The organism is Streptomyces sp. NPDC041191, assembly GCF_055591945.1.
On the sequence record NZ_JBVIZC010000003.1, the window covers coordinates 384,812 to 408,932 of the forward strand.

Genomic DNA, 24,121 nt, shown 5'->3' on the forward strand with positions numbered 1-24,121 from the left:
TACAGTCCAGAGGGTGAACCCGTACGCTGTCGCAGCGTACGGGTTTCTGAGCTGGCAACCCTCCCCGCGCGACGCCACATTGGCCCCATGACCTCCCCCGTGACCCGCGAACTGCCCGTCACCGTACGTGTGTTCGCGCAGCGTTTCAGTTCGACCCCGCGCGGCGCCAGGCTCGCCCGCCGCCTCGCCGTGCTCCAGCTCGACCACTGGGGCGTCCCGTACGGCTCCGGGACCTCCGAGACCGCCGCGCTGCTCGTCGCCGAACTCGCCGCCAACGCCGTGACGCACGGCCGGGTGCCGGGGCGCGACTGCGAGCTGGTGCTCGCGTACACCCCCGGCCGGCTGCTCCGGATCGACGTCTCCGACACCCGGGGCGAACGGCGGCCCGCCCTCGCCGTCCCGGAGGGCCCGGACGGGGAGGGCGGGCGCGGCCTGCTCCTGGTGGAGGCGCTGGCGTCGCGCTGGGCGGTGCTCGACCGCGTACCGGTCGGGAAGACCGTACGGGCCGAGCTGGACCTCGGGTCCCACGGCTGCGAGCGCCGAAGCTTCCTTGCCGACGACCGGCAGCCGGACCGCGACCGGAGTGCCGACGCCGCCCCTGAAGCTGCCGGGCCGCGCGCCCTACCGTGATCACCGGGCAGGACACCACCGAAGGGGGCGGAACGGATGACAGCCGTGTCGAACGAGGCCGGGAAGACTCTGGAACCGCGTGCGGGGTTCTGGCTCGGGCTGGTCCTCGCCCTGCTCCTGGGGGCGCTGTCGGGGCTGGTGCTGTATCCGGCGGCCCAGCACCTCCGCTCCCTCGACGACGGCCCGACCGTCCGGGCGACGATGCGGACGAACGGCCCGTGCATGACGGGCGGCTGTCTGGTCCGGTTCGAGGCCGAGGGGCGGAGCGTGGTGGCGGAGCTGCCGGTGGGGAGCAGCGGCAAGGTCCGGGCCGGCGACGGCGTGGACGTCCGGTACCGGGCGGGCGACCCCCTGACGGTCGCCCGCGCGCAGGACACCGGGGGCGGCGGGGCGATGGTGCTCGCCGCGTTGTCGGGTGCCGCGGCCCTGTTCTTCGCGTTCGTCGCCGCCTGGTCGGCGTTCCTGCTGCGGAGGCGGTCCGCGGAGTAGCGTCCGGGCCACGGGGTCACCGTGGCCCGGACGTCACCGCCCGCGCCGGTGCGCGGGCGTTCCCCGGTTACCCGCCGGACGTGCGGCCCGGCGCCGGGGCGTACCCCGCCGGGCGGGTCGTGAAGGTGCCCCGGCCCCGGGTGCGGCCGCGCAGGCGGGACGCGTAGCCGAACAGCTCGGCCAGCGGCACCGTCGCCTCCACCACCGCCGTGCCGCCCCGGGCCGCCTGGTCCGTGACCCGGCCCCGGCGGGCCGCGAGGTCACCGAGGACGGCGCCGACGGACTCGGCGGGGACGGTGACCGTCACGTCGGCCACCGGCTCCAGGAGCGTCATCGCGCTCGCCCGCAGCGCCTCGCGGAGCGCGAAGCGGCCCGCCGTGCGGAACGCCATCTCCGAGGAGTCCTTCGGATGCGTGGCACCGTCCGTGAGCGTGACCCGGACGCCCGTCACCGGGTGGCCGCCGAGGGGGCCCTCCAGGAGGGCGTCCCGGCAGCCGGCCTCGACCGCGCGGACGTACTCCTGCGGCACGCGACCGCCCGTGACGGTGGAACGGAACGCGAACTCCTCCTCTCCTTCCAGCGGTTCGACGTCGATGACGACATGGGCGAACTGGCCCGCGCCGCCGTCCTGTTTGACGTGCCGGTACAGCAGGCCGGTGACGCCCTTCGCCACCGTCTCCCGGTACGCCACCTGCGGGCGCCCGGCCGCGACCTCCAGGCCCCGGTCGCGCCGCAGCCTCTCCACCGCGACCTCCAGGTGCAGTTCGCCCAGGCCCGACAGGACGGTCTGGCCCGTCTCCGGGTCGGACCGCACCACGAGCGACGGGTCCTCCTCCGCCAGGCGGGCGAGGGCCTCCGTCAGGCGGCCGGTGTCCGTGCTCCGGCGTGCCTCCACGGCCACCGAGACCACCGGGTCGGCGCTCACCGGCGGTTCGAGGACGACCGGCGCGGCCGGGTCGCACAGCGTCGCCCCGGCGCGGACGGACTTCGGGCCGACGAGGGCCACGATGTCCCCGGCGCGCGCCGACTCCACCTCCGTCGTCCGGTCCGCCCGCACGCGCAGGACGCGGCCGATCCGCTCGGTGCGCCCGCCGGTCGCGTCGAGCACGGTGTCCCCCTTCCGGACCGTGCCCGCGTAGACGCGGACGTACGTCATGCGGCCGGTGGCCGTGGCGCTCACCTTGAACGCGAGCGCGGTGAACGGCGCCGCCGGGTCCGCCGGGCTCTCGCCGCGCACGGGCGGCACGTCCGAGGGGGCCGGGAGGTACGCGACGACGGCGTCGAGCAGGGGTTCGACGCCCCGGTCGCGGTAGGCCGAGCCGCACAGCACGACCACGGCCTCCCCGCCGAGGGTGAGGTCGCGGAGCGCGCCCCGCAGCGTCCCCCCGGAGAGTTCCCCGCGGGCGCAGAACTCCTCCAGGGCGCCCGGATGCAGCTCCGCCACCGCCTCCTCCAGGCGCCGTCTGCGGCGCAGGACCTCCTCCCGGAGGCCGTCGGGGACCGGCCGCTCGGCGTACCCGTCGGTGCCGTCGGCCCACACGTACGCCCGCATCCGGACCAGGTCCACGACGCCCGTGAAGCCGTCCTCGCGCCCGACCGGGAGCTGGACGGGGAGAGGTACGGCGCCGAGGCGCGTACGGATCGACTCCACGACGGCGTCGAGGTCCGCACCCGCCCGGTCCATCTTGTTGACGAAGGCGAGGCGCGGGACGCCGTGCCGGTCCGCCTGCCGCCACACCGTCTCGCTCTGCGGCTCCACGCCCGCGACGGCGTCGAAGACCGCCACCGCGCCGTCGAGGACGCGCAGCGAACGCTCGACCTCGTCGGAGAAGTCGACGTGGCCGGGCGTGTCGATCAGATGGAGGCGGTGGCCGGCCCAGTCGCAGCTCACGGCCGCCGCGAAAATGGTGATGCCCCGGTCCCGCTCCTGCGGGTCGAAGTCGGTGACGGTGGTGCCGTCGTGGACCTCGCCCCGCCGGTGGACGGTGCCGGTCAGGTACAGGACCCGCTCGGTGACGGTGGTCTTGCCCGCGTCGACGTGGGCCAGGATGCCGAGGTTGCGGACGGCGGTGATCTCGGGAGTGCGCACGGTCTCGTGCCTTTCGCTGCTGCGGTGGTGGAACGGGCAGCGCGATTCCCGGACGACGGACGCCTACCGGGCGCGGGAGGCGTACGGGGTCGTCACGGGCGGCGATGGCGGGCGCGCAGCCGCCACCGCTCGGCCGGGGAGGCGAGGATCACGTCGTACCGGGCACGGGAGGAAGAGAAGACGACGACGATGGCGGCGGCATGGCTGCGCACGGTCTTCTCCCCTCGGATGGACGGACGGACGGCGGTGGGCGGTCACCGCGTCGGGCGGTGCGCCGGGACGTGAGTGTAGGGAGCCGGGCGCGCGGCGCGACAGCGGTTTTCCGCTCCCGGAGGCGTGGCCGCCTCGCGTGAAGGGAAGAGCAACGAACAAGCCACTCGCGCGAGTTGGCTGCTTCTTTACTGCCTCGCCCGTGTTCCCGGGCGCTTAATGGTGCTCCCGCGGTGCGCGGGCGGGAGAGACGAGAACACGGGGGAAGAATGGTTTCCACAGGAGTCGCGGCGGAGCCGCCGACCGAACCGACACCGCCTGAGCCGACACCACCCGCATCGGTACGGTCCGAACCGGCGCCGTCCGAGTCGGTACGGGCCGAGTCGGCACCGCCCGAGGCGACACCGTCCGGATCGGCACCGCCCGAGGCGACACCGTCCGAGTCGGCACCGCCCGAATCGGCGCCGTCCGAGTCGGCACCCCGGACGCCCCCGCCTCCGCCCCCGCCGGCTTCCCGGCCCGCACCCCTGACGCTGCCTCCGGTGCCGACCAGGGAAGGGAACCTGGTCCTCAGGGTCAGCCGCCGGATCCTGTGGGTGGGTGCGGCGGCCATTCCGCTGTCCAGCATCACCCGGGTCGAGCCCTACAAGATCAAGCCCAACCGGGCCTCGGCCTTCTTCCACTTCCTGGGGTGGGGCGTCGCCGCCTTCGTGGCGCACGGCCTGATCAACGCCGGGAACGAGGCGGTCAACGGGCCTCTGCTCGCCGTCCTCCTGATCGTGCCGGTCTTCTTCCTGCTCAAGGCGCTGTTCGAGCAGGCGAAGCCGGCGCTGGCCGTGGAGTCGGCCGGCGGGTCCACGGCGGTCGTGACCCTGCCGAGCATGGACGACCTGCGGGAGATCGCCGGACGGATCGTGTACGCGATCGAGCACCCGGAGGCCGAGTTCACCGCGGTCGTGCAGCAGTTCAGCAACACGAACAACTACGGCCCGGTGGTCAACATGAACGGGGGCCGCAACAACAGGGGGATCAGCCTGTGAGCGACACGACGAACAACTACGGCAACGTGGTCAACATGAACGGCGGGCACCACAACACGGGGATCCACTACGAGGGCGTCGAGGACGCGGCGCTCCGCGCCGCCGTCGCCGACCTCGTCCGGCTCCTGGGGGAGCTGCGCCCGCACCTCACCGCGGACCAGGAGCGGGCGGTCGAAAGGGCCCTGCCCGAACCGACCGCCGACCGGGCCGCCCTGCGCGAGCGCGCCCTCGTCCTGGTCTCCGCCGCGACCCAGATCGCCGCCGCCGTGGGCGCGCTGGGCCAGCCCGTCGTGGAAGCGGTGACCCGGATCCTCCAGCTGCTGGGGTAGGGCCCCGTCCGATCCCGGGCCCCACCGGGCGCGGCCGGGGCGCCCGGGGCCTACGCGGCCGCGTCCGCCGGCTGGAGCAGGTCCCACCGGTTGCCGTACAGGTCCTCGAAGACGGCGACCGAGCCGTACGGCTCGTGGCGGGGCTCCTCCAGGAACTTCACGCCGGCCGCCGTCATGCGGGCGTGGTCGCGGGCGAAGTCCTCGGTGTGGAGGAAGAAACCGACCCGGCCGCCGGTCTGGTTGCCGATCGCGGCCTCCTCGTCCTCGTTCTTGGCGCGGGCGAGGAGCAGGCCCGCGTTCCCGAGGCCGCCGACCCCGGCCGCACCCCGGGGACGGACGACCACCCAGCGGGTGCCGTCGCCCCGGTCGGTGTCCTCGACGAGGTCGAACCCGAGGGCGTCGGTGTAGAAGGCGATGGCCTCGTCGTAGGCGCGGACGACGAGGGTGACGAGTGCGATGGACGGCATGGACCAAACGTAATACGTATCAATCTACCCGCGTCAACCGGCACACCCGCCGGAAGAATGTCCGACATGCACACGCAACAATTCGAGGACCTCGTCGCCCGCGCGCGGTCCCTCGCGGAGGCGGGGGACGGTGGGGCGAGTCGCCGGGTCCTGGGCATCGCGGGACCGCCCGGCGCCGGGAAGTCCACGCTCGCCGCCCGGCTCGTCGCCCGCCTCGACGGGCTCGCCGCCCTCGTCCCCATGGACGGCTTCCACCTGGCGCGGGCCGAACTGGAACGCCTCGGCCGGACGGACCGGAAGGGAGCCCCCGACACCTTCGACGCCGCCGGGTACGCCGCGCTCCTCGCCCGGCTGCGCGCCCCCGAACCGGGCACCACGGTCTACGCCCCCGCCTTCGACCGCTCCCTGGAGGAACCGGTCGCCGGATCGGTCCCGGTCGGCCCCGCCGTCCCGCTCGTCGTCACCGAGGGCAACTACCTCCTGCACGACGAGGGCGCCTGGGCCCGGGTCCGGCCCCTCCTGGACGAGGTCTGGTACCTCGACCTGGACGACCGGCTCCGCGTCCCCCGGCTCGTCGAACGGCATGTCCGCTTCGGCAAGGACCCGGCCCGCGCCGAGGAGTGGGTCCGCGTCTCCGACGAGGCCAACGCCCGGCTGGTCGCCCGGGGCCGGGACCGGGCGGACCTCGTGGTGGCGGACCGGGCGCGCTGACCCGCGACGTCGCAGGCCCGGCCGGGGGACGCGGGGCCGTGCCGTTCAGGGGCGGACGTTCCCCGGGGCCGCCCGTGGCGGGTCGTCGTGCGCGGGCCCGCACTCCATCAGCAACTGGCTTCCCCGCGTGCCGACCGGACGGAAGCCCGCCTTGCTCCACGCCCTGACGGCACGGCGGTCGGACGCCTCGGGATCGACGGTCACACGGTCCCAGCCCACGACGGCACGGAGGTGCCGGACGAGGGCGCGGGCGGCGTCGGGCCCGTGGCCCCGGCCCCGGACGCGGGGCAGGAGCACCATGTCGATCCCGCCTTCGCGCGGCCCGGCAGGGACGTACTGGGCGTAACCCACGGGCTCGAAGCCCACGAGGACCAGCAGCGACACCACCGCGGGACGCCGTCTCCCGACGTACTTGGCGGCCACCTCCTCGCGGGTGAGCGGCCGCCCGCCCCAGCCGCGGACGAACTCGGGGTCGGCGAACCACCCGGCGAGCAGCGGCAGGTGCTCCTCCGTGGCGGGAACGAGCGAGGTGCTCCCGCCCACGATGCCGCCCGTCGGCGTGTCCTCCATGGAATGCCGACCCCTTCGTGCGCGTGTCCCGTCCGTCCCGGCGTTCTCGGTGTTCTTGGTGTCCTCAGTGTTTTCGGTGTTCTTGGTGTTCTCGGTGTTCTCATCGTTCCAGCGCGGGGGCGGCCCGTCGAGAAGACGGCGCGGAGCGGGGAAAACCGCGTTGCGCCGGTTCGGGACGGAAGAGGATGCTGACGGGCCGGAGGTGTCACGGGTGAGAGAGATCACCATGGAGCTGACCGTGCGCGATCTGGTGCACGCCGACCTGGTGTCGTGCGGATGGGCAGGTTCCGCCCACCATCTCACTGTCGTCGCACAGCAGTTGGAACGCAGGCGGCACGGCGAGGTCGACTACCTGGCGGTCTGCGCCCGCGCCGGCGTCCCGATCGCCAAGGGCGGCGTCGACTACCGGGCCGAGCCCGGTGCGGGCACCCTCTGGCAGCTCGCCGTCCACCCCGCGCTGCGGTCCTGCGGGGTGGGCACCGTTCTCGTCCGGGCGGCAGAAGAGCGCATCAGGGACCGGGGGCTGCGCCGGGCGGAGCTGGGCGTGGAGGACGACAACCCGCGTGCCCGCGCCCTCTACGAGAGGCTGGGGTACCGCGCCTACGACCGCCGGCCGGACGCGTGGGACGAACAGGCCCCGGACGGGACACTGCGCCGTCACGAGACGATGTGCACCCTCCTGCGCAAGGACCTGTCGTAGGACGTTGTTCCCCGGGCGGGCCGCCGTTCCCGCCCCGGGGCCGGGAGCCGGACCGTTGACCGGACCGGCGACGCGGAGGGGAGCCGGGCGCGCGGAACGCCGGGCCGAAGGGCGGCACCCCGCGCCCGGACACCGGAACGCCGGGCCGGAAAGAGCGCACCGACGAGGAGGAAGGACAATGGGATGCTCACGCTGACGGACATCGCCGGGAACCCCGGGCGCCTGTCCCGCCGTCTGGAGACCCGGGACGGACCGGCCGTCCTCCTCCGCCCCCTCGTACACGCCGACACGGAGCGCCTGGCCGGATTCCTCGGGGCCCTGTCTTCCGGAACGAGACGGTTCAGCACGTTCGACGGGTACGGCCTCGCGACCGCCGGGGAGCTGTGCGCCGCGATCGCGCGCTACGACAAACTCAGACTGGTGATCGAGGACGTACCGGCCGGCAGGATCGTCGGCCTCCTCGAATTCGGTCTCGACATGACCCCGGCGGACACCGCGCGCTACCGGGACGCGGGCATCCGCCTCACCGGGGCGACCGACTGCCGCTTCGGCATCACCCTGGCCGACGACCACCAGGACCGGGGCGTCGGAACGCTCGTCCTCCCGTTCGCCGCGGAGGTCGCGCGACTGCTCGGCAGGACGAGGATCATCCTGTGGGGCGGTGTCCGCGCCGACAACCTCCGTGCCGTCCGCTACTACGAGAAGAACGGCTTCCGGCACGTGGGCCCCTTCACGGAGGCGGACGGTTCCTCCTCGCTCGACATGATCCTCGACCTGTCCCCGCCGCCGGAACCGGCGGGCTCCCCGGCCCGGCACCGCCACTCGCGGGAGCGCCGGCCGGCCTCCCACGATCCGGCCGGCGACGCGCGCCCGTGACCGCCCGGCGGGTCCGCCGCACGCCGCGCACGCCCCGAGGCACCGCCGCGCCGTTCGCCGGGAAGGCCCGGAGACGGGATGGGTAGGGTTGCGCCATGACGGACGACCACGACTGGGAGCGCCGGGTCGCCGCGCTCTGGGACCGCCTGGACGACCACGAACCCGCCGACTTCCGCGCCCGCATGGACGCGCTCGCCGCCGAGCGGCCCGACGGTGACGCCGCCGCGCTCTTCGAGCGGGGCGCCGCCCACGACTCCACCGGGCGGCCCGAGGAGGCCGTCGCGCTCTACCGGCGCGCCCTCGACCTCGGACTCACCGGCCCGCGCCGTCGCCGGGCCGTGATCCAGCTCGCCAGCAGCCTGCGCAACCTCGGCCGCCCCGACCGGAGCGTCGAACTCCTCACCGCCGAACGGGACGTCCCCGCCGACCGGCTCGACGCCGACGAGCGGGCCCTCGGCGGAGCCGTCGACGCCTTCCTCGCCCTCGCCCTCGCCGACACCGGCCGCGAGCGGGAGGCCGCCTCCCTCGCCCTGGGCGCCCTCGCACCCCTGCTGCCCCGCTACAACCGCTCCCTCGCCCACTACGCCCGCGCGCTCCTCACCGCCCCCGACGGCGCCTGACCGCCCGGCCCGTACGGGGGCGGTGCGGCGGGCCGTACGGAAGGCCGCACGAAGAGCCGCAGGCCGGTCCGTACGGCGAACCCGCCCGCCCGGCGGCCGAGTTCGCCCGACAGCCCGGAGCCCGACACCCGCAGTCGCTACCCTGGGCCCAACGGCGACGGAAGGCGGACGGGCGTGGACTGGCTGCGACGGGGGTCCGGGCGGGACGGCGACGACGCGCCGAGGGACCCCGTGTTCGCGTACTTCTCCCGGGACGAGGCCGCCCTCTTCCGCCGCCGGGTCCGGGAGACCTTCGCCGAACTCGGCCTGGAGGTCACCGTCTACGCGGACCACGTCACGGACGACCGGGGACGCCGCCTGTGGCTCGCCAACCTCGCCGCCATCTGCCACCAGGACCGGCGCGGCCCCCGCGCCTGGCCCGGCCTGATCCGCCGCCACGTCGAGCTGGTCGTCCGGACCATGGACGGCCCCTCCGCGCTCGAAACCCTCCCGCCCGAACAGATCCGCGCCCAGCTCTACCCCCGGATCGTCAGCGGCGACGGCATCGACGCCGGTTCCTTCGGCTACGCCAGGACCGTCGCTCCCGGCCTCTACGAGGTCCTCGCCCTCGACCTGCCCGAGAGCGTCATGACGCTCACCGACGACGCCCTCGACCGGCTCGGCGACCGCGCGCACCTGCGCGACCGGGCCCTGCGCAACCTGCGCGGACTGCCCGTCGAGGGGCACGAGACGGTCCGCGACGCCGACGGCATGTGCTTCGAGGTCGTCTTCGGCGACTCCTTCTACACCGCGAGCCGCGTCCTCGACCTCGACGGGGTCGCCCGCCGCGTCACCGGCCTCCCGCTCGGTGAGCACGGCGCCCTGGTCGCCCTCCCCTTCCGGCACCAGCTCGCCTTCCACCCCATCCGGGACACCACGATCGTCCCGGCCCTCGGCGCGATGGCCTCCTTCGCCGCCACCGGGTACGAGGACACGCCGGGCGCCATCAGCCCGTACGTCTTCTGGTGGCGCGGCGGCACCCTCACCCAGCTCAGCGAGTACGACGAGGAGCGCGGAGACCTGCGGATCGTCGTCGGCGACGACTTCCAGGAACTCCTGGAACACCTCATCGCGCAGGGCCCCGACCGGCGCTGACACACCGGCCGGGCGGGCGCGCGCGTCAGCCGTCCGCGAGGACGACCGCCGACTCGGCGGGCAGGGTCAGGACCCCGTCCGCCCCCGGCGGATCGACCGGCTCCCAGGACAGCAGGACCCGGTCGCGCCCGTGGGAACCGAGCGGGATCACCGCCGGCTCCTTGCCCAGGTTCACCGCCACCCGCAGGACCCCGCGCCGGAAGACCAGCCAGCGGGCCTCCTCGTCGAAGGCGGTCCGCACGCCCGCCAGGTCCGGGTCCGTCAGGTCGGGCAGGGTGCGGCGGAGGGCGATCAGCTCGCGGTGCCAGGCGAGCAGCCGCCGGTGCGGGTCCCGCTCGCGTTCGGTCCGGTCGAGGACCGAACGGTCCCGGGTGGCCGGGTCCTGGGGATCGGGGATCTCCTCCTCGGCCCAGCCGTGCTCCGCGAACTCCCGCCGCCGGCCCCGCCGCACGGCCTCCGCCAGCTCCGGATCGGTGTGGTCGGTGAAGTACTGCCAGGGCGTCCCCGCCCCCCACTCCTCGCCCATGAAGAGCATCGGCACCGAGGGGCCGGTCAGGACGAGGGCCGCCGCGCAGGCGAGCAGCCCGGGGGAGAGCGTGGCCGAAAGGCGGTCGCCGACGGCCCGGTTGCCGATCTGGTCGTGCGTCTGCGCGTACCCGAGGAAACGGTGTGCGGGGGTGCGCTCCCGGTCCACCGGACGTCCGTGGCGGCGGCCCCGGAACGCGGAGTACGTGCCGTCGTGGAAGAAAACGCGGGTGAGCGTCTTGGCGAGCGCCGCCATCGGGGCCCGCGCGAAGTCGGCGTAGTAGCCCTGGGACTCGCCGGTCAGGGCGGTGTGCAGCGCGTGGTGGAAGTCGTCGTTCCACTGGGCGTGGACGCCGAGCCCGCCGAGCGCGCGCGGGGTCGTCGTGCGCGGGTCGGCGAGGTCGGACTCGGCGATCAGGAAGTGCTGGCGGCCCTGCTCCCGCGCCAGCTCGTCCACGGCCGCCGACAGCTCCTCCAGGAAGGTCAGGGCCCGGGTGTCCGCGAGCGCGTGCACCGCGTCCAGGCGCAGCCCGTCGATCCGGTAGTCCCGCAGCCAGGCGAGCGCGCTGCCCAGGAAGTACGCCCGCACCTCGTCCGAACCGGGCGCGTCCAGGTTCACCGCCGCCCCCCACGGCGTGTGGTGGGCGTCCGTGAAGTACGGCCCGAAGGCGGGCAGACAGTTGCCGGAGGGGCCCAGGTGGTTGTGGACCACGTCGAGGACCACGCCCAGGCCGAGCCCGTGCGCCGCGTCCACGAAGCGCTTCAGCGCCCCGGGGCCCCCGTACGGCTCGTGCACCGCCCACGGCGCCACCCCGTCGTACCCCCAGCCCCGCACCCCGGGGAAGGGGCACAGCGGCATCAGCTCCACATGGGTGATGCCGAGGTCCGCCAGCTCGCCCAGGCGCCCGGCCGCCGCGTCGAGGGTGCCCTCCGGGGTGAAGGTGCCGACGTGCAGCTCGTAGAGGACCGCGCTCCGCAGCCGCAGCGCCGGGGACTCGTTCCGCCAGGCGTACGCGGAGTGGTCCACGACCGCGCTCCGGCCGTCCGGGCCGTCCGGCAGCCGGCGCGACCGGGGGTCGGGCAGCACGGGCCCGCCGTCCACGGAGAAGCCGTACCGGTCGCCGTCCCCGGCGGGCACCACGCCCGTCCACCAGCCGTCCCGCCCGGCGTCCCTCTCCAGGGGGTGGTCGTCGCCGTTCAGCTCCAGCACCACCCGGTCACGGGCGTTCGGCGCCCACACCTCGAAGAGCACGGGAATCCCCTCGTCGTCGGACCGGCCGCTCGGCGGGTCAACGGATGACTACCGCGACCATCCTGGCAGTCAGGACCCCGGCACGCCCGGCGCGTCCCACACGTGGTGGACGGCGCGCTCGAACGTGCCGTGTCCCGCCCGGGCGAAGGCCGCCGTCATCGGCGCGTTCCCCGGCGGGCGGTTCCGCGGCCGGGCGAAGGAGCCGAGCGCCCCCGGCGCGGGGACCGCGGACCGTGACAGCGCTGCCACGGGAACGGTACGGAGTCACGGACCCGGCGGCCCTTCTGGACACTTCGGGTCCGGCGGACGGACAATCGCGGGTGTGACGACCCCTTTCGAGCTTCCGGCGAACTCCCCCCGGCTGACCGACGCCGAGCGGGACCGCGCGCTGGTGCTGCTCCGTGAGGGCGCCGCCCAGGGCCGCCTCTCGCACGACACCTTCCTCTTCCGGATGGAACGCGCGCTCCGCGCCCGGCGGCCGGACGAACTCGACCTGCTCACCGCGGACCTGAGGACCGAGGGCACCTGGTCCCGGCGGGTGGTGGGCGCGGTGGAGCGGATGTCCGCGTTCACGGCCAGGCTCGGACGCGCCTGGCAGGCGGAGCGGTTGCCGAAACTGCTGCTGCCCCGTCCCGGCCCGTACCCGCTGCGGATCGGCCGCGACCCGGCCAACGGGCTGCGGCTCAGCCACGAGACGGCCTCCCGGCTGCACGCCGAACTCTCCCTCCAGGGCGGGATGTGGGTCCTGCGCGACCTCGGCTCGACGAACGGCACCACCGTCAACGGCCGCCGGGTCACCGGCGCGGTGGTGGTGCGGCCCGGCGACGTGGTCGGGTTCGGACAGGTGACGTTCCGGCTGTCGCACGACTGAAGCCGACCGCGAGACCCTCCGGGAGGCCGGAAAGGTTCACCCGTACGGCGGTACGTGGAGGGCGGCGCGGTCCGACCGGTGATGAGCTGGACGGACGCGCGCCACGACCTCCGGCCGCGGCACCCACCGCCGACCGACAGGGGACGCGATGACCGACGAACCGAAGCGGGACGTACGCGGTGGCCGGCCGGCGACGCCGGGGGACCCCTGGACCCGGCTGCCGTCCATGAGCCCGGCGACCCCCTCGGCGGCGCGCCCGGGGGAGGAGGGCCCCGGAACGGCGGGCCGCACCGGCCCCGCGCGGCCCGCGCGCAGCGCCGCGCCCCTGCCCGGCCGCGTCCGCGCCGTGCCCGACCCGATCACGGGCGCGGGTCCCGGCCCCGGCGGGCGGACCGTCGCGCCGAGCCCCCTCGACCCCGGCGCCTCGCGCGACCCGCACGGCATCCACCGGACGCTGCGCGAGGAGTTCCCGCTCACCTACGATCCGCTGCTGCGCGCCTGGGTCCTCAGCCGGTACGCGGACGTGGCCACGGCCCTCACCGACAGCCGCCTCACCCACGGGCACCGGCCCGGCGACCCGCCCTGCGCCCGCGCCCACGTGGACGTCGACATCGCCGCGCTGAGATCCGTCACCGAACGCACCGCCCACCTCCTCGCCCGCCGGATCGCCGGGCGGCCGCAGGCCGACCTGGTCGCCGACTTCTGCCACTGGCTGCCCGCCGGCACCGTCGCCGCCGCCGCCGGCATGCCCTACCGGGACATGATGCGGCTCGTGCGCGGCCGGGCGGCCGGGGCCCTCGCCGGGGAGTGCGGCGGCCAGATCGCCGTACGGGAGAAGGCGCTCGCCTCCTTCCTCGGCAACGTCCTCTCCGACCCCGACCAGGTCGCCGCCCTCCGCGACGCCCCCACCGGGCTCGTGGCCCGGGCCTGGGCCGAGTCGCTGCGCCGCGACCCGCCCGTACAGATCGCGGTGCGCCGCACCGCGGCCGAGGTCCCGGTGAGCGGAGGGACGATTCCGGCGGGCGCGTCCGTCGCGCTGCTCATCGGCTCGGCCGGCCGGGACCCGGAACGCTTCCGGGAACCCGACCGCTTCGACCCGCTCCGCGACGACCCCGGCCAGCTCACCTACGGTCCCGGTTTCTGCCCGGCCGTCCTCCTCGCCGGCATCGAGGCCGAGCAGGCCCTGCGCGCCCTCTTCAGGGCCATGCCCCGACTGCGCCTCGCGGACGGCTTCCGTCCCACCCCGGCGGGCCTGATCACCCGGGCCCCACGCACGCTGATCGTCCGTCCCGGAGGCTGACCGGAGGCTCCTTCCCCCCTGTGAGGGTGGCGTGCGCTCGTCGACCGGGCCGTATCTCGCACCCCTTGCAACGGGGCTCGAACCATGGGGAAGCGTCACCTCCGCGCACGCGCCGCTTCCGGGCTCCCGGCATCGCGCTCGCCACCCCGACCGGTGCCCTCCTCCCCCGGGCGTGCCGGTCCTGACCCGCCGAGGGGGGGCGGGGCGACGCGCGTCCGTGGAGCGCGCCACCCCGCACCCCGGCCCCGGGGCGGCTCAGTCCGTCCGCACCAGCAGCGCCACCGGCCGCTCCGCGAAGAGCTCCGCCAGTTTCAGTTCCGTCGCCGGACCGCCCGTGAACTCCCGCACGCCGTCCAGGGCGTCGGCCCAGTGGCCCTCCGGCAGGACCAGCTCCGTGTCCTGCCAGCCGCCCGCCTCCGCGAGGCGCAGCGGGAGGCGGGTCACGGCCGTCACCACCGCGTCCGAGCGGGCGAAGGCCAGGCAGTGGGAGGCGGCCGGCCCCCCGGCCGTCAGCGGGGTGTACGTCCCGCCCGGCCCGAAGACCTCCGGGCGCTCGCGCCGCAGCCGCAGCGCCGCCCGGACCAGGGCCGTCCGGTCGTCGTCCGGACCGGGCGCGAAGGGGGCCCGGTTGTCCGGGTCCACCAGGGCCCGGTACTCCCGCTCCGTGTTCTGGTACAGCTCCGGCACCCCCGGCATCGTCAGCTGCGCGAGCAGCGCGCCGAGCGCGTGCGCCCGGATGTGCGGCTCCAGGGCGAAGGCCGCCTCCGAGGCCCCCCGGAGCGGAATCCGGCCGGGCCCCGCCGCCGCGAACTCGGCCACCGCCCGCTCGTACTCCTCGTCCGGCTCGGTCCAGCCGGTCCGCAGCCCCGCCTCCCGCACGGACTTGACGATCGCGGGCACGAGCCGGTCCGCGTCCGGCGTGCCGAGGCCGAAGGCCGTCTGCCAGGCCGTCCACGCCAGGTGCTGGTCGGGCGCGGGCACCTCCGCGACCTCCGCGAGCAGGTCCGCCCACACCTCCGGGCACTGCGAGAGGACCGCGATCGCCGCCCGCACGTCGGCGCTCCGCTTGGTGTCGTGCGTGGACAGGACCGTGCCCGTGGCCGGCCAGTCCCGGGCGATCCGCAGGCAGTACGCGTGGAACTCCTCCACCGGCACCGCCGGACGCCCCGCGTCGCCGCCCACCTCGTTCGCCGAGAGGAGCGGCGTGTACCGGTAGAAGGCCCTGTCCTCCACGGCCTTGGCCCGCAGCGCCGAGGAGGTCTGCGCGAACCGCACGCGGAAGGCCCGGTGCTCCGGTCGGTCCCCCCGCGCGCCGAGCGCCAGCTCCCGCACGAGGTCGACCGCCGCCGCCTCCTCCTCCACCGCGAACGCGGCCTTCGCGCCGCGTGCCGCCTCCGGGGTCAGCACCTCCTCGCCGCCGGTCCGGTAGGTCCGGTACACCGGGACGCGGACGAGCAGCTCCCGGACCGCGGTGCGCAGCGCCCAGGGCGCGTGGTCCCGCAGGGCGGGGTCGGCGGCGCAGATCCGCTCCGCGATCCGGGTCAGCGCGGCCGTCTCGGCGGCCAGGTCGTGACCGGCCACCTCGTACGCCGCGCGCCGCTCGGTCTCCTCCCAGCGCCCGCCCCGGTCCCCGGCCTTGCCGACGAACTCCCGGTACAGCCCGGTGAGCGCCTCGGCGCCCACGGGGTCGGTGAAGACCCCGTCGAGCCGCCGCAGCGCGTCGTACCCGGTGGTGCCCGCGACCGGCCAGGCGGCCGGCAGCGTCTCGTCGCCGGTGAGGATCTTCTCCACCACCGTCCAGCACCGGCCTCCGGTCGCCTCCGCCAGGTCCTCCAGGTAGCCCTGCGGGTCCGCGAGACCGTCCGGGTGGTCGATGCGCAGCCCCTCGACCACCCCGTCCCGGACCAGCTCCACGATCTTCGCGTGCGTCGCCGCGAACACCCCGGGGTCCTCGACGCGCACCCCGATGAGGTCCGACACGGTGAAGAAGCGGCGGTAGTTCAGCTCGGTACGGGCCAGACGCCACCAGCCGAGCCGGTACCACTGGGCGTCCAGCAGCTCGTCCAGCGGCAGCCCCTCCGTGCCCGGACGCAGCGGGAACTCCTGCCCGTCCAGGCGCAGCGTCCCGCCGGACACCCGGAACCGGTCCCGGACCTCCGGGAGGCGCGCGGGCAGGACCGGGAGCAGCAGCCGCCCGTCCCCCGCCCGCCAGTCCACGTCGAACCAGCGGGCGTACGGGGAGTCGGGACCGTCGCGGAGCACGGCGCGCAGCGCGTGGTTGTGGACGGGGGAGGCCGCCATGTGGTTGGGCACCAGGTCCACGACCAGGCCGAGCCCGTGCGCCCGCGCGGTCGCGGCCAGGGAGCGCAGCCCCTCCTCGCCGCCGAGTTCGGCCCGCACGGACCGGTGGTCGGTGACGTCGTAACCGTGGGTCGAGCCGGGCACCGCCTCCAGGACGGGGGAGAGGTGCAGGTGGGAGACCCCGAGACCGGCCAGGTGCGGCACGGCCCGCTCGGCGGCCGCGAACGGGAAGTCCGGCTGGAGCTGGAGCCGGTAGGTGGCGGTGGGAGGAGCGGTCCGAGGGGAAGAGGCCCGAAGGGAGGTCATGCGAACGTACGTACCCCGCCGGAAGGCTTCTGTTTCATCGCCTTCGCGTCCGATCGCGTCCCCTCCCCGCAATCCACCCGGAAGGGTGATGTCGGGTGGACGGGCCGACGAGGACGGCCCCGCCGGGACGGGCCGGCGGGGCCGTGGAGCGGGCGGCGGCCCCGGGCCGGATCGCCCCGGGCCGGATCGCCCCGGGCCGGATCGCCCCGGGCCGGATCGCCCCGGACCGGATCGCCCCGGACCGGATCGCTCCGCTCCGGGGCGCGCCGGTCACTCCGGGCCGGTCACCTCACGCCGGTCGCCTCAGGACGGTCAGGCTGAGGGGAGCGAGCTTCACCCGTTCGCCCCCCACCAGTTCGGGACCCTCCTGCGGCGGCATGCCCTCCGGGTCGGAGGTGTCCACGACCGTGCGCCAGTAGTGGCCGTGGCTGTCCGGAACCGAGAATTCCAGCTCCTTCGACGAGGCGTTGAACATCAGCAGGAAGGAGTCGTCCGTGATCCGCTCGCCCTGCGTGCCCGGCTCCGAGATCGCGTTTCCGTTGAGGAAGACCGTCAGCGCCTTGGCGTGCGCCGCCTGCCAGTCCCGGGAGGTCATCTCCTCGCCCTCCGGCGTGAACCAGGCGATGTCGGTCAGCTCGTCGTGGGTGCCCTCGACCGGCCGCCCGTGGAAGAAGCGGCGGCGGCGGAAGACGGGGTGCTCGCGGCGCAGCCGCACCATCGCCCGGGTGAAGCGGAGCAGCGTCGCCTCCGCCTCGCTGTTCTCCTTGGGCCACCGGACCCAGGACACCTCGTTGTCCTGGCAGTACGCGTTGTTGTTGCCGCCCTGCGTCCGCCCGAACTCGTCGCCGTGGCTGAGCATCGGCACGCCCTGCGACAGCATCAGGGTGGCGAGGAAGTTGCGCATCTGGCGGGCGCGCAGCTCCTTGATCCCGATGTCCTCGGTCTCGCCCTCGGCCCCGCAGTTCCACGAGCGGTTGTGGCTCTCGCCGTCCCGGTTCTCCTCGCCGTTCGCCTCGTTGTGCTTCTCGTTGTACGACACCAGGTCCCGCAGCGTGAAGCCGTCGTGGCAGGTCACGAAGTTGACCGAGGCGAGCGGCCGCCGCCCGTCGTCCTGGTAGAGGTCGGAGGAGCCGGTGAGCCGGGAGGCGAACTCCGCGAGGGTGCGCGGCTCGCCCCGCCACAGGTCCCGCACGCAGTCCCGGTACTTGCCGTTCCACTCGGTCCACAGCGGCGGGAAGTTGCCCACCTGGTAGCCGCCCTCGCCCACGTCCCACGGCTCGGCGATCAGCTTCACCTGGCTGACCACCGGGTCCTGCTGCACCAGGTCGAAGAAGGACGACAGCCGGTCCACCTCGTGGAACTGGCGGGCCAGGGTGGCCGCCAGGTCGAAGCGGAAGCCGTCCACGTGCATCTCGGTCACCCAGTACCGCAGGCTGTCCATGATCATCTGGAGGACGTGCGGGGACCGCATGAGCAGCGAGTTCCCGGTGCCGGTGGTGTCGAAGTAGTGCTGGGGCGCGTCGTCCACGAGCCGGTAGTACGAAGGGTTGTCCAGGCCCTTGAAGGAGAGCGTCGGGCCCAGGTGGTTGCCCTCGGCGGTGTGGTTGTAGACCACGTCCAGGATGACCTCGATGCCCGCCTGGTGCAGCGCCCGGACCGCCGACTTGAACTCCAGGACCTGCTGGCCCCGGTCGCCCCAGGAGGCGTAGGCGTTGTGCGGGGCGAAGAAGCCGATCGTGTTGTAGCCCCAGTAGTTCGAGAGCCCCGCGTCCGCGAGCCGGTGGTCGTTCACGAACTGGTGGACGGGCATCAGTTCGAGCGCCGTCACCCCCAGCTCCTTCAGGTGGCCGATCACCGACGGGTGCGCGAGCCCCGCGTACGTCCCGCGCAGCTCCTCGGGGAGGTCGGGGTGGAGCATCGTCAGGCCCTTCACGTGGGCCTCGTAGATCACCGTGTGGTGGTACTCGGTGCGCGGGCGCCGGTCGTCGCCCCAGTCGAAGTAGGGATTGACCACGACGGAGGTCATCGTGTGCGGGCCCGAGTCGAGGTCGTTGCGCGCCTCCGGCTTCCCGAAGGGGTAGCCGTACACCGCCTCGCCCCACTCGACCCGCCCCGACACCGCCCGCGCGTAGGGGTCGAGCAGCAGCTTCGCCGCGTTGCAGCGCAGCCCCCGCTCGGGGGCGTACGGACCGTGCACCCGGAACCCGTACCGCTGTCCGGGCATCACGCCCGGCAGGTAGGCGTGCCGTACGAACGCGTCGGTCTCGCGCAGCTCCACCGCCGTTTCCGAGCCGTCGTCGTGGATCAGACACAGCTCGATCCTGTGGGCGGCCTCCGAGAAGACCGCGAAGTTGGTTCCCGCGCCGTCATAGGTGGCGCCCAAGGGGTACGCCTGTCCCGGCCAGACTTGCATGGATACGACTCTTCCTCTTCTGTCCGGGTTCTTCTGGATGGTCTTCGGCCAGATACTGCCCGAGAGGGACGCGAGGTCCTAGGACTTCGCCCCGTCCTACCGGGTGACTGCCCACCGCGCGGGGGGTCCAAAGAAAACGTGTGCGAAAAGGCGGTCCGCCGCCCGGCGGGAGGGCCGGGCCGGCCGGTCCGCCGCCCTGCCCGGCGCCGGTCCGCCGCCCCCGCGCCCGGCCCCGGGGGAGGAAGGAGGGGGCGCAACCGCTATGAATCGGCTCACTCCGGATGATCTCGCCTCCGGAACGGGCGCGACGGTCCGGGCAGTTGGGGAAGGAGCCCGCCGATCCTGCTGCATCGCCTCCCGCTCGCGGAGTACCCTTCCTTGATCGTTGCCGGAGTGGTCGAAACGAGCGTCCAGGAGCAGAAGGCGGTGCGCGGGTGAGCTCGGGAGGTCTGGAGCTGCCCCCAGGGGACGCGGACCGGGAAGGGGGGCCGGGCGGCCCCGTCGAGGCGCCGCCCGGAGCGGCCGCGCCGCCGGGCGCCGACGTGCCGCCCGGCGCGGTCGCCGTCGCCCGCCCGGTCGGGATGGGGGCCGAGCTGGAGTGGGACGCCGAGGCGTGGAGCGAGGTCCGCGTCCGGGCCCAGCGCGCCGGCCGCGCCTACATCTGGCTGAATCTGGTCGAACAGCGGCTGCGGGCCGTGGTTGCCGCCGTCCTGAGGCCCGTGTACGAACCGGTCCACGGCGAGGAGTGGGTCGTCGCCGCGGCGGGACCGGCCGGACAGGAGTGGGTGCAGCGCGCGGTCGCCGTGCGCGAGGTCTCCCGGCGCAAGGGCTACCTCCTCGACCCGGCCGACGACAACGTCCTGAGCTTCCTCACGCTCCCGCAGCTGCGCGAGCTGATGGTGCAGCACTGGCCCTGCTTCGAGCCCTACTTCGACGACCGGCGCGAGGTCGAGCTGGCCCTCGACGAACTGGAGGTCACGCGCAACGTGGTCTCCCGCAACCGGGCCCTCTCGCTGACCGTGCTCGCCCAGTCCGAGCGGGCCTCCGCCCGCATCCTGGAGATCCTCGGCAGCGGGGCCGGGGTGCCGTCCGCCGACCGGCTGCCCGTGGACGCGGTCGAGGACCTGGTGGGCGACCGGTACGCCGACGTGGTCCAGGTCCACCCCGACCGGGTCCGGCTCCAGCGGCAGCTGCCCGCCGAGGACCTCTTCGGCGGGGCCCGCCGCCTCGACGCCACCGGCATAGGCCTCAACCTGCTCGTGCAGAACTTCTCCGGCCGCCGCATGGTGCGCCTCGCCGAGTCCGGCTGCCGGACCAGGCTCCTCTTCCTCAACCCCGCGAGCAGCGCCGTCAAACGGCGCGAGCGGGAACTCGGTCTGAAGAAGGGCGAGCTGAGCCGCTCGGTGGAGATGAACATCCTCCACATGCGCCGGGTCCGCTCCAAGCTCCGCGACCCGGACGCCTTCCAGATCCACGTCTTCGACGAGACCCCCCGCTTCACCGCCTACCTGGTGGACGGCGACGGCCCGGACGGGGTGGGCGTCGTCCAGTCCTACCTGCGCCGGGCCCGGGGCATGGAGGCCCCGGTGCTGGTGCTGCGCGGCGGCGGCCGGAACGTGGTCCGGCACGACCCGCGGTCCGGCGACGGGGACCACGGGCTCTTCGAGACGTACCGGGAGGAGTTCGAGTCGGTCTGGCTCGACTCCCGGCCCGTTTCCTGACCCCTCGCCCGCCCGGACGGGGACCTCCGCCGGAGGGGGACCCGGAGCGGTTGTCAGTGGCGCGTGCGAGGGTGGTCGGTACCACGGGGGAGATCACGCAAGGAGGACCCGATGGCTTGGCACGGCGAGACGCTGGTCGGCTTCGATCTGGAGACGACGGGCACCGACCCGCTGGAGGCCCGCATCGTGACGGCCTCGGTCGTGGAGGTGGACGGCGGGGGACGCGTCGTACGACGGCGGGACTGGCTCGCCGACCCGGGCGTCGGCATCCCGGACCAGGCCGCCGCGATCCACGGCATCACCACCGAGCGGGCCGCGGCCGAGGGGCGGCCGGCGCGCGAGGTGGCCGACGAGATAGCGGAGGTCCTCGCCGCGTACTGGGAGGACGGCGTTCCGGTCGTCGCGTACAACGCCTCGTTCGACCTGACGCTCCTCGCCGCCGAGCTGCGCCGCCACGGGCTGCCCCCGATGGACGAGCGGCTGGGCGGGGTCGCGATCGGCCCGGTCGTCGATCCGTACACCATCGACCGGGCCGTCGACCGCTACCGGCGTGGCAAGCGGACCCTGGAGGCCGTCTGCGGGGAGTACGGCGTCGTACTCGAAGCCGCCCACGAGGCCGCCGCCGACGCGCTGGCCGCCGTCCGGGTAGCCGTCGCGATAGCCGAGCGGCACCGACGGGTCGCCGACCTCGACCCGGCCGAGCTCCACGCGCGCCAGATCGACTGGTACCGCGCGTGGGCCGAGGACTTCCAGGCGTTCCTGCGCCGCAAGGGCGACGCGGAGGCGGTCGTCGACGCGTCCTGGCCCCTGCGCGGGGAGGCCGTGCCGGCGGACTGGGCCGGGCGCGTCGGGGACCCCTCCTGAGGGACCGGGCCGGGCGGGGTTCCCCCGCGCGGACGGGGACGCTCCCCGGACGTCAGGAGTTCTTCCCGAGGAAGGAGAGCAGCAGCTCGTTCACCTTCTCCGGGCGGTCGAGCTGGAGCCAGTGGCCCGCCTCCTCGATCCGCTCGTAACGCCAGGAACCGGCGACGTGCTCGCCCGTACCGGACATCGAGTACTCGGTGAGGAAACGGTCGCCCGTCGACCAGACGCCCATCACCGGCACCGCCTCCGGCAGCGGCGGCACCGCCCGACGGGGGCCGAACAGGGCCTCCGGGGGCAGCGCCGCGCGGTAGATGTTCAGCGCGGCCGTCAACGCGCCCGGCGCGCGCAGCGGCTCGATCACGGCCTCCGCGTCCGGGTGCTCGGCCAGCATCGCGCGCAGATGGGCGAAGTCGTCCCGGGCCAGCCAGTCCTCGGCCACCCCGGCGAACTGGAACAGGAGCATGTACCAGGAGCGCTGCCGCTGCTCCCATCCGGCGTCCAGGTTCGCCGTCAGGTGGCCCACCGACAGCAGGCTCAGGCTCCGCACCCGGTCCGTCGCCGCGTGGACGAGGCCCTGGGCCACGCCCGAGCCCCAGTCGTGGCCGACCAGATGGAACCGCTCGACGTCCAGCCGGGCGAGGAGCTCCAGCAGGTCGCCGACGTGCTTCGCCGGGTGGTACGCCTCCGGGCCGCCCTCGGGCCGGTCCGACGCGCCGAAGCCCCGCAGGGTGGGGGCGACGCACCGGTAGCCCGCCGCGGTCAGGGCCGCGACCTGGTGGCGCCACAGGTGATGACTGTCCGGGAAACCGTGCACCAGGAGCACCGCCGGGCCCTCGCCGCTCACCTCGACGTCCAGCGTGACGTCCGAGAGTTCCACCCGCATCACAACACCCCGTCCCATCCGACCGGTTCGACGGGGATCATGATGGCAGAGGCGGGGGCGCGAAGGGCGGGGAGCGCGAAGGCCGGGGCGGGGCGCCGGATCAGAACGGGTACCAGCGCACCGAGGGGTCGCCGTCCCGCAGCGAGGCCACCCGCCGCTCGAACTCGGCCAGCGCCTTCGGGTTCGCCGGCGCGTGCTGCGCCACCCACGCGCAGCTCGCGGTCTCCCGCGCCCCGCGCAGCACCGCGCACCCCTCCCACTCGCGGACGTCCCAGCCGTACGCCTCGGTGAAGGCGTCGTACGCGGCCGGGTCGAGGCCGTACCGGTCCCGGGAGAGCGCGAGCACCACGAGGTCGTGCTCGCGCAGGTCCGAGGAGAAGGTCTCCAGGTCGACCAGGACCGGGCCGTCCGGTCCGACGTGGACGTTCCGGGGGAGGGCGTCCCCGTGGATCGGGCCCGGCGGCAGGTGCGGGGTCAGGGCGGCCGCCGCCGGGGCGAAGGCGTCGCGCCGCTCGCGCAGGAAGGCCGCGTCCGCCGGGTCGATCGCGTCCCCCGCGAGCCGCAGCCACCGCTCGACCCCGCCCAGCAGTTCGCGGCGGGGGAGCGCGAAGCCCTCCGGCTCGGGCAGGGCGTGCACCCGCCGCAGCGGCGGGGCGAGGTCACGCGGCTCGGACGGCCGGACCGCCTCGGGCAGCCGGTGCCAGAGGGTGACCGGATGCCCCGCCACGAGCCGGGGCCGCTCCTCCGCCGCCCGCACCGCCGGGACCCCGGCCGCGGCGAGCCAGGCGGCGAGGGCCAGCTCCCGTTCCGCCCGGTCCAGCAGCCCGGCGTCCCGGCCGACCTTCACCACCAGGTCGCCCACGGCGAAGACCGCGTTCTCCCCGAGGGCCAGGAGCCGGGCCTCCCCGGCCGGCAGCCCCGCCCCGTCCAGGATCTCCCGCGCCCGCGCCTCGTCCATCGCTCTCTCCCTCACCTGTGTGTTCGCGCCAAAGTCTCGCATCCGTCCGGCCCGTCCCGCGGGGCCGCCCCGGGGGCCCCGCGCCCCCTCGGCCGCGCGGACACCCGGCCGAGGACGGCCCCCGGGTGCCCGCCCGCTATCGGCGCACATGAGCGGTTCGCGCTCCGTCCGCCATTACGAAACCTTGTTGAACAAGTCACAGAAGGGTGACGGGCCTTCTCTCCGCTCCCCTCCGTCGGACAGTGTTCGAACCGGCCACCGCGCCGCCCCCCACGAGGCGCGGTGGCCGCTCTAGATTGGGAACATGACGCAGACGTACGCGGCCCTGCTCCGGGGCATCAACGTGAGCGGGCGCCGGAAGGTCCCCATGGCGGACCTCCGGACCCTCCTCGAAGACATCGGCCACCGGAACGTCCGCACCTACCTCCAGAGCGGGAACGCCGTCTTCACCACCGACTCGGCGGCCTCCGAGGAAGAGTTGACGGCCGCGCTCGAAGGGGCGATCGAGGAGCGCTTCGGATTCCGCGTCGACTGCCTCGTCCGCGACGGCGCCTACCTCGCGGCCGTCGCGGAGGCGTGTCCGTTCCCCGCCGCCGAACTGGAGGGCAGGCAGCTCCACGCCCTCTACTTCTCGGGCCCCCCGGACGCCGGGCGCTTCGCCGCGATCGACCGGGACGCCTACCGCCCGGAGGACTTCGCCCTCGGGGACCGGGTCCTCTACCTCTACGCCCCCGGGGGCCTCGGCACCTCCCGGCTGGGTGACGCGGTCTCCCGGCCGGCCCTCTCCGAGGGGCTCGTGGTCACCGCGCGCAACTGGAACACGGTCCTCAGGCTGGTGGAGATGGTCCGGGAAGCGTGACGG

At 74.7% G+C, this 24,121-nt stretch carries 23 protein-coding genes; 14 read left to right on the plus strand and 9 right to left on the minus strand.

Features of this window, described 5'->3' with window-relative positions:
- Nucleotides 1–87 precede the first annotated feature (87 nt).
- Nucleotides 88–630, plus strand: a complete 543-nt coding sequence (locus ACZ6AQ_RS07815) for an ATP-binding protein (RefSeq protein ID WP_468758291.1) — start codon at nucleotides 88–90, stop codon at nucleotides 628–630.
- A 36-nt stretch (nucleotides 631–666) separates the two neighbouring features.
- Nucleotides 667–1,119, plus strand: a complete 453-nt coding sequence (locus ACZ6AQ_RS07820; protein ID WP_468758293.1) for a hypothetical protein — start codon at nucleotides 667–669, stop codon at nucleotides 1,117–1,119.
- 67 nt (nucleotides 1,120–1,186) lie between these two features.
- On the opposite strand, the gene fusA is transcribed toward ACZ6AQ_RS07820, so the two are convergent.
- Nucleotides 1,187–3,208, minus strand: a complete 2,022-nt coding sequence (gene fusA, locus ACZ6AQ_RS07825; RefSeq protein ID WP_468758295.1) for an elongation factor G — start codon at nucleotides 3,206–3,208, stop codon at nucleotides 1,187–1,189.
- A 752-nt stretch (nucleotides 3,209–3,960) separates the two neighbouring features.
- Between fusA and ACZ6AQ_RS07830 the strand changes: the two genes are divergently transcribed.
- On the plus strand, nucleotides 3,961–4,458 hold the full coding sequence (locus tag ACZ6AQ_RS07830; protein ID WP_468758296.1) for a DUF6232 family protein: 498 nt from the start codon (nucleotides 3,961–3,963) through the stop codon (nucleotides 4,456–4,458).
- On the plus strand, nucleotides 4,455–4,787 hold the full coding sequence (locus ACZ6AQ_RS07835; RefSeq protein ID WP_468758297.1) for a hypothetical protein: 333 nt from the start codon (nucleotides 4,455–4,457) through the stop codon (nucleotides 4,785–4,787). Before ACZ6AQ_RS07830 ends, ACZ6AQ_RS07835 begins: the two co-directional genes overlap by 4 nt.
- A gap of 50 nt (nucleotides 4,788–4,837) precedes the next feature.
- Here the strand turns inward: ACZ6AQ_RS07835 and ACZ6AQ_RS07840 are convergent, their stop codons facing one another.
- A complete protein-coding gene (locus ACZ6AQ_RS07840) occupies nucleotides 4,838–5,254 on the minus strand; it encodes a VOC family protein (protein WP_468758299.1) in 417 nt (138 codons plus the stop codon).
- A 66-nt stretch (nucleotides 5,255–5,320) separates the two neighbouring features.
- Here ACZ6AQ_RS07840 and ACZ6AQ_RS07845 point away from each other — a divergent pair, with 66 nt between their 5' ends.
- Nucleotides 5,321–5,965, plus strand: coding sequence for a nucleoside/nucleotide kinase family protein (locus tag ACZ6AQ_RS07845; protein ID WP_468758300.1), 645 nt, complete (start codon nucleotides 5,321–5,323; stop codon nucleotides 5,963–5,965).
- Nucleotides 5,966–6,010: 45 nt separating this feature from the next.
- Here ACZ6AQ_RS07845 and ACZ6AQ_RS07850 read toward each other — a convergent pair whose 3' ends face one another.
- Entirely contained in the window at nucleotides 6,011–6,535 is a 525-nt protein-coding gene (locus tag ACZ6AQ_RS07850; RefSeq protein ID WP_468758301.1) for a GNAT family N-acetyltransferase, read from the minus strand.
- 226 nt (nucleotides 6,536–6,761) lie between these two features.
- Between ACZ6AQ_RS07850 and ACZ6AQ_RS07855 the strand changes: the two genes are divergently transcribed.
- From ACZ6AQ_RS07855 to ACZ6AQ_RS07870, 4 genes are all read left to right on the plus strand, one after another.
- Entirely contained in the window at nucleotides 6,762–7,235 is a 474-nt protein-coding gene (locus ACZ6AQ_RS07855) for a GNAT family N-acetyltransferase (RefSeq protein ID WP_468758574.1), read from the plus strand.
- 183 nt (nucleotides 7,236–7,418) lie between these two features.
- Entirely contained in the window at nucleotides 7,419–8,111 is a 693-nt protein-coding gene (locus tag ACZ6AQ_RS07860; RefSeq protein WP_468758302.1) for a GNAT family N-acetyltransferase, read from the plus strand.
- 95 nt (nucleotides 8,112–8,206) lie between these two features.
- On the plus strand, nucleotides 8,207–8,731 hold the full coding sequence (locus tag ACZ6AQ_RS07865) for a tetratricopeptide repeat protein (RefSeq protein ID WP_468758303.1): 525 nt from the start codon (nucleotides 8,207–8,209) through the stop codon (nucleotides 8,729–8,731).
- A 174-nt stretch (nucleotides 8,732–8,905) separates the two neighbouring features.
- On the plus strand, nucleotides 8,906–9,865 hold the full coding sequence (locus ACZ6AQ_RS07870; protein WP_468758304.1) for a DUF1444 domain-containing protein: 960 nt from the start codon (nucleotides 8,906–8,908) through the stop codon (nucleotides 9,863–9,865).
- 25 nt (nucleotides 9,866–9,890) lie between these two features.
- Here the strand turns inward: ACZ6AQ_RS07870 and treZ are convergent, their stop codons facing one another.
- Together treZ and ACZ6AQ_RS07880 are read right to left on the minus strand one after the other, a co-directional pair.
- The gene (gene treZ, locus ACZ6AQ_RS07875; RefSeq protein WP_468758305.1) at nucleotides 9,891–11,642 is read right to left on the minus strand and encodes a malto-oligosyltrehalose trehalohydrolase; all 1,752 of its coding nucleotides are present in this window, start codon (nucleotides 11,640–11,642) and stop codon (nucleotides 9,891–9,893) included.
- A gap of 69 nt (nucleotides 11,643–11,711) precedes the next feature.
- A complete protein-coding gene (locus tag ACZ6AQ_RS07880; RefSeq protein WP_468758306.1) occupies nucleotides 11,712–11,891 on the minus strand; it encodes a hypothetical protein in 180 nt (59 codons plus the stop codon).
- Nucleotides 11,892–11,964: 73 nt separating this feature from the next.
- Here ACZ6AQ_RS07880 and ACZ6AQ_RS07885 point away from each other — a divergent pair, with 73 nt between their 5' ends.
- Nucleotides 11,965–12,513 (plus strand): FHA domain-containing protein, encoded by a 549-nt coding sequence (locus ACZ6AQ_RS07885; RefSeq protein ID WP_468758307.1) that lies wholly within the window; start codon nucleotides 11,965–11,967, stop codon nucleotides 12,511–12,513.
- Between the two features lie 148 nt (nucleotides 12,514–12,661).
- The gene (locus tag ACZ6AQ_RS07890; protein WP_468758309.1) at nucleotides 12,662–13,813 is read left to right on the plus strand and encodes a cytochrome P450; all 1,152 of its coding nucleotides are present in this window, start codon (nucleotides 12,662–12,664) and stop codon (nucleotides 13,811–13,813) included.
- 255 nt (nucleotides 13,814–14,068) lie between these two features.
- Here the strand turns inward: ACZ6AQ_RS07890 and treY are convergent, their stop codons facing one another.
- Nucleotides 14,069–16,420 (minus strand): malto-oligosyltrehalose synthase, encoded by a 2,352-nt coding sequence (gene treY / locus ACZ6AQ_RS07895; RefSeq protein ID WP_468758311.1) that lies wholly within the window; start codon nucleotides 16,418–16,420, stop codon nucleotides 14,069–14,071.
- 289 nt (nucleotides 16,421–16,709) lie between these two features.
- Complete coding sequence (glgX, locus tag ACZ6AQ_RS07900) at nucleotides 16,710–18,833, minus strand: glycogen debranching protein GlgX (RefSeq protein WP_468758312.1); 2,124 nt, start codon at nucleotides 18,831–18,833, stop codon at nucleotides 16,710–16,712.
- A gap of 434 nt (nucleotides 18,834–19,267) precedes the next feature.
- Here glgX and ACZ6AQ_RS07905 point away from each other — a divergent pair, with 434 nt between their 5' ends.
- Both ACZ6AQ_RS07905 and ACZ6AQ_RS07910 read left to right on the plus strand, forming a co-directional pair.
- The gene (locus tag ACZ6AQ_RS07905; RefSeq protein ID WP_388696790.1) at nucleotides 19,268–20,554 is read left to right on the plus strand and encodes an SAV2148 family HEPN domain-containing protein; all 1,287 of its coding nucleotides are present in this window, start codon (nucleotides 19,268–19,270) and stop codon (nucleotides 20,552–20,554) included.
- 111 nt (nucleotides 20,555–20,665) lie between these two features.
- Nucleotides 20,666–21,418: an exonuclease domain-containing protein gene (locus ACZ6AQ_RS07910; RefSeq protein ID WP_468758313.1), complete on the plus strand. Its 753-nt coding sequence runs from the start codon at nucleotides 20,666–20,668 to the stop codon at nucleotides 21,416–21,418.
- Between the two features lie 52 nt (nucleotides 21,419–21,470).
- Here ACZ6AQ_RS07910 and ACZ6AQ_RS07915 read toward each other — a convergent pair whose 3' ends face one another.
- Complete coding sequence (locus tag ACZ6AQ_RS07915) at nucleotides 21,471–22,301, minus strand: alpha/beta fold hydrolase (RefSeq protein ID WP_468758314.1); 831 nt, start codon at nucleotides 22,299–22,301, stop codon at nucleotides 21,471–21,473.
- 100 nt (nucleotides 22,302–22,401) lie between these two features.
- Nucleotides 22,402–23,259, minus strand: coding sequence for a phosphotransferase (locus tag ACZ6AQ_RS07920; protein ID WP_468758315.1), 858 nt, complete (start codon nucleotides 23,257–23,259; stop codon nucleotides 22,402–22,404).
- A 304-nt stretch (nucleotides 23,260–23,563) separates the two neighbouring features.
- On the opposite strand from ACZ6AQ_RS07920, the gene ACZ6AQ_RS07925 reads away from it, so the two are divergent.
- Nucleotides 23,564–24,118: a DUF1697 domain-containing protein gene (locus ACZ6AQ_RS07925; RefSeq protein ID WP_468758316.1), complete on the plus strand. Its 555-nt coding sequence runs from the start codon at nucleotides 23,564–23,566 to the stop codon at nucleotides 24,116–24,118.
- The last annotated feature ends 3 nt before the right edge of the window (nucleotides 24,119–24,121 follow it).

Excerpts from the sequence above, each read along its gene's own strand:
- ACZ6AQ_RS07815 (WP_468758291.1), top strand. The coding sequence starts at position 88 with ATGACCTCCCCCGTGACCCGCGAACTGCCCGTCACCGTACGTGTGTTC.
- ACZ6AQ_RS07820 (WP_468758293.1), top strand. The coding sequence starts at position 667 with ATGACAGCCGTGTCGAACGAGGCCGGGAAGACTCTGGAACCGCGTGCG.
- ACZ6AQ_RS07840 (WP_468758299.1), bottom strand. The coding sequence starts at position 5,254 with ATGCCGTCCATCGCACTCGTCACCCTCGTCGTCCGCGCCTACGACGAG.
- ACZ6AQ_RS07845 (WP_468758300.1), top strand. The coding sequence starts at position 5,321 with ATGCACACGCAACAATTCGAGGACCTCGTCGCCCGCGCGCGGTCCCTC.
- ACZ6AQ_RS07850 (WP_468758301.1), bottom strand. The coding sequence starts at position 6,535 with ATGGAGGACACGCCGACGGGCGGCATCGTGGGCGGGAGCACCTCGCTC.
- ACZ6AQ_RS07855 (WP_468758574.1), top strand. The coding sequence starts at position 6,762 with ATGGAGCTGACCGTGCGCGATCTGGTGCACGCCGACCTGGTGTCGTGC.
- ACZ6AQ_RS07860 (WP_468758302.1), top strand. The coding sequence starts at position 7,419 with ATGCTCACGCTGACGGACATCGCCGGGAACCCCGGGCGCCTGTCCCGC.
- ACZ6AQ_RS07865 (WP_468758303.1), top strand. The coding sequence starts at position 8,207 with ATGACGGACGACCACGACTGGGAGCGCCGGGTCGCCGCGCTCTGGGAC.
- ACZ6AQ_RS07890 (WP_468758309.1), top strand. The coding sequence starts at position 12,662 with ATGACCGACGAACCGAAGCGGGACGTACGCGGTGGCCGGCCGGCGACG.
- treY (WP_468758311.1), bottom strand. The coding sequence starts at position 16,420 with ATGACCTCCCTTCGGGCCTCTTCCCCTCGGACCGCTCCTCCCACCGCC.
- glgX (WP_468758312.1), bottom strand. The coding sequence starts at position 18,833 with ATGCAAGTCTGGCCGGGACAGGCGTACCCCTTGGGCGCCACCTATGAC.
- ACZ6AQ_RS07910 (WP_468758313.1), top strand. The coding sequence starts at position 20,666 with ATGGCTTGGCACGGCGAGACGCTGGTCGGCTTCGATCTGGAGACGACG.
- ACZ6AQ_RS07915 (WP_468758314.1), bottom strand. The coding sequence starts at position 22,301 with ATGCGGGTGGAACTCTCGGACGTCACGCTGGACGTCGAGGTGAGCGGC.
- ACZ6AQ_RS07920 (WP_468758315.1), bottom strand. The coding sequence starts at position 23,259 with ATGGACGAGGCGCGGGCGCGGGAGATCCTGGACGGGGCGGGGCTGCCG.
- ACZ6AQ_RS07925 (WP_468758316.1), top strand. The coding sequence starts at position 23,564 with ATGACGCAGACGTACGCGGCCCTGCTCCGGGGCATCAACGTGAGCGGG.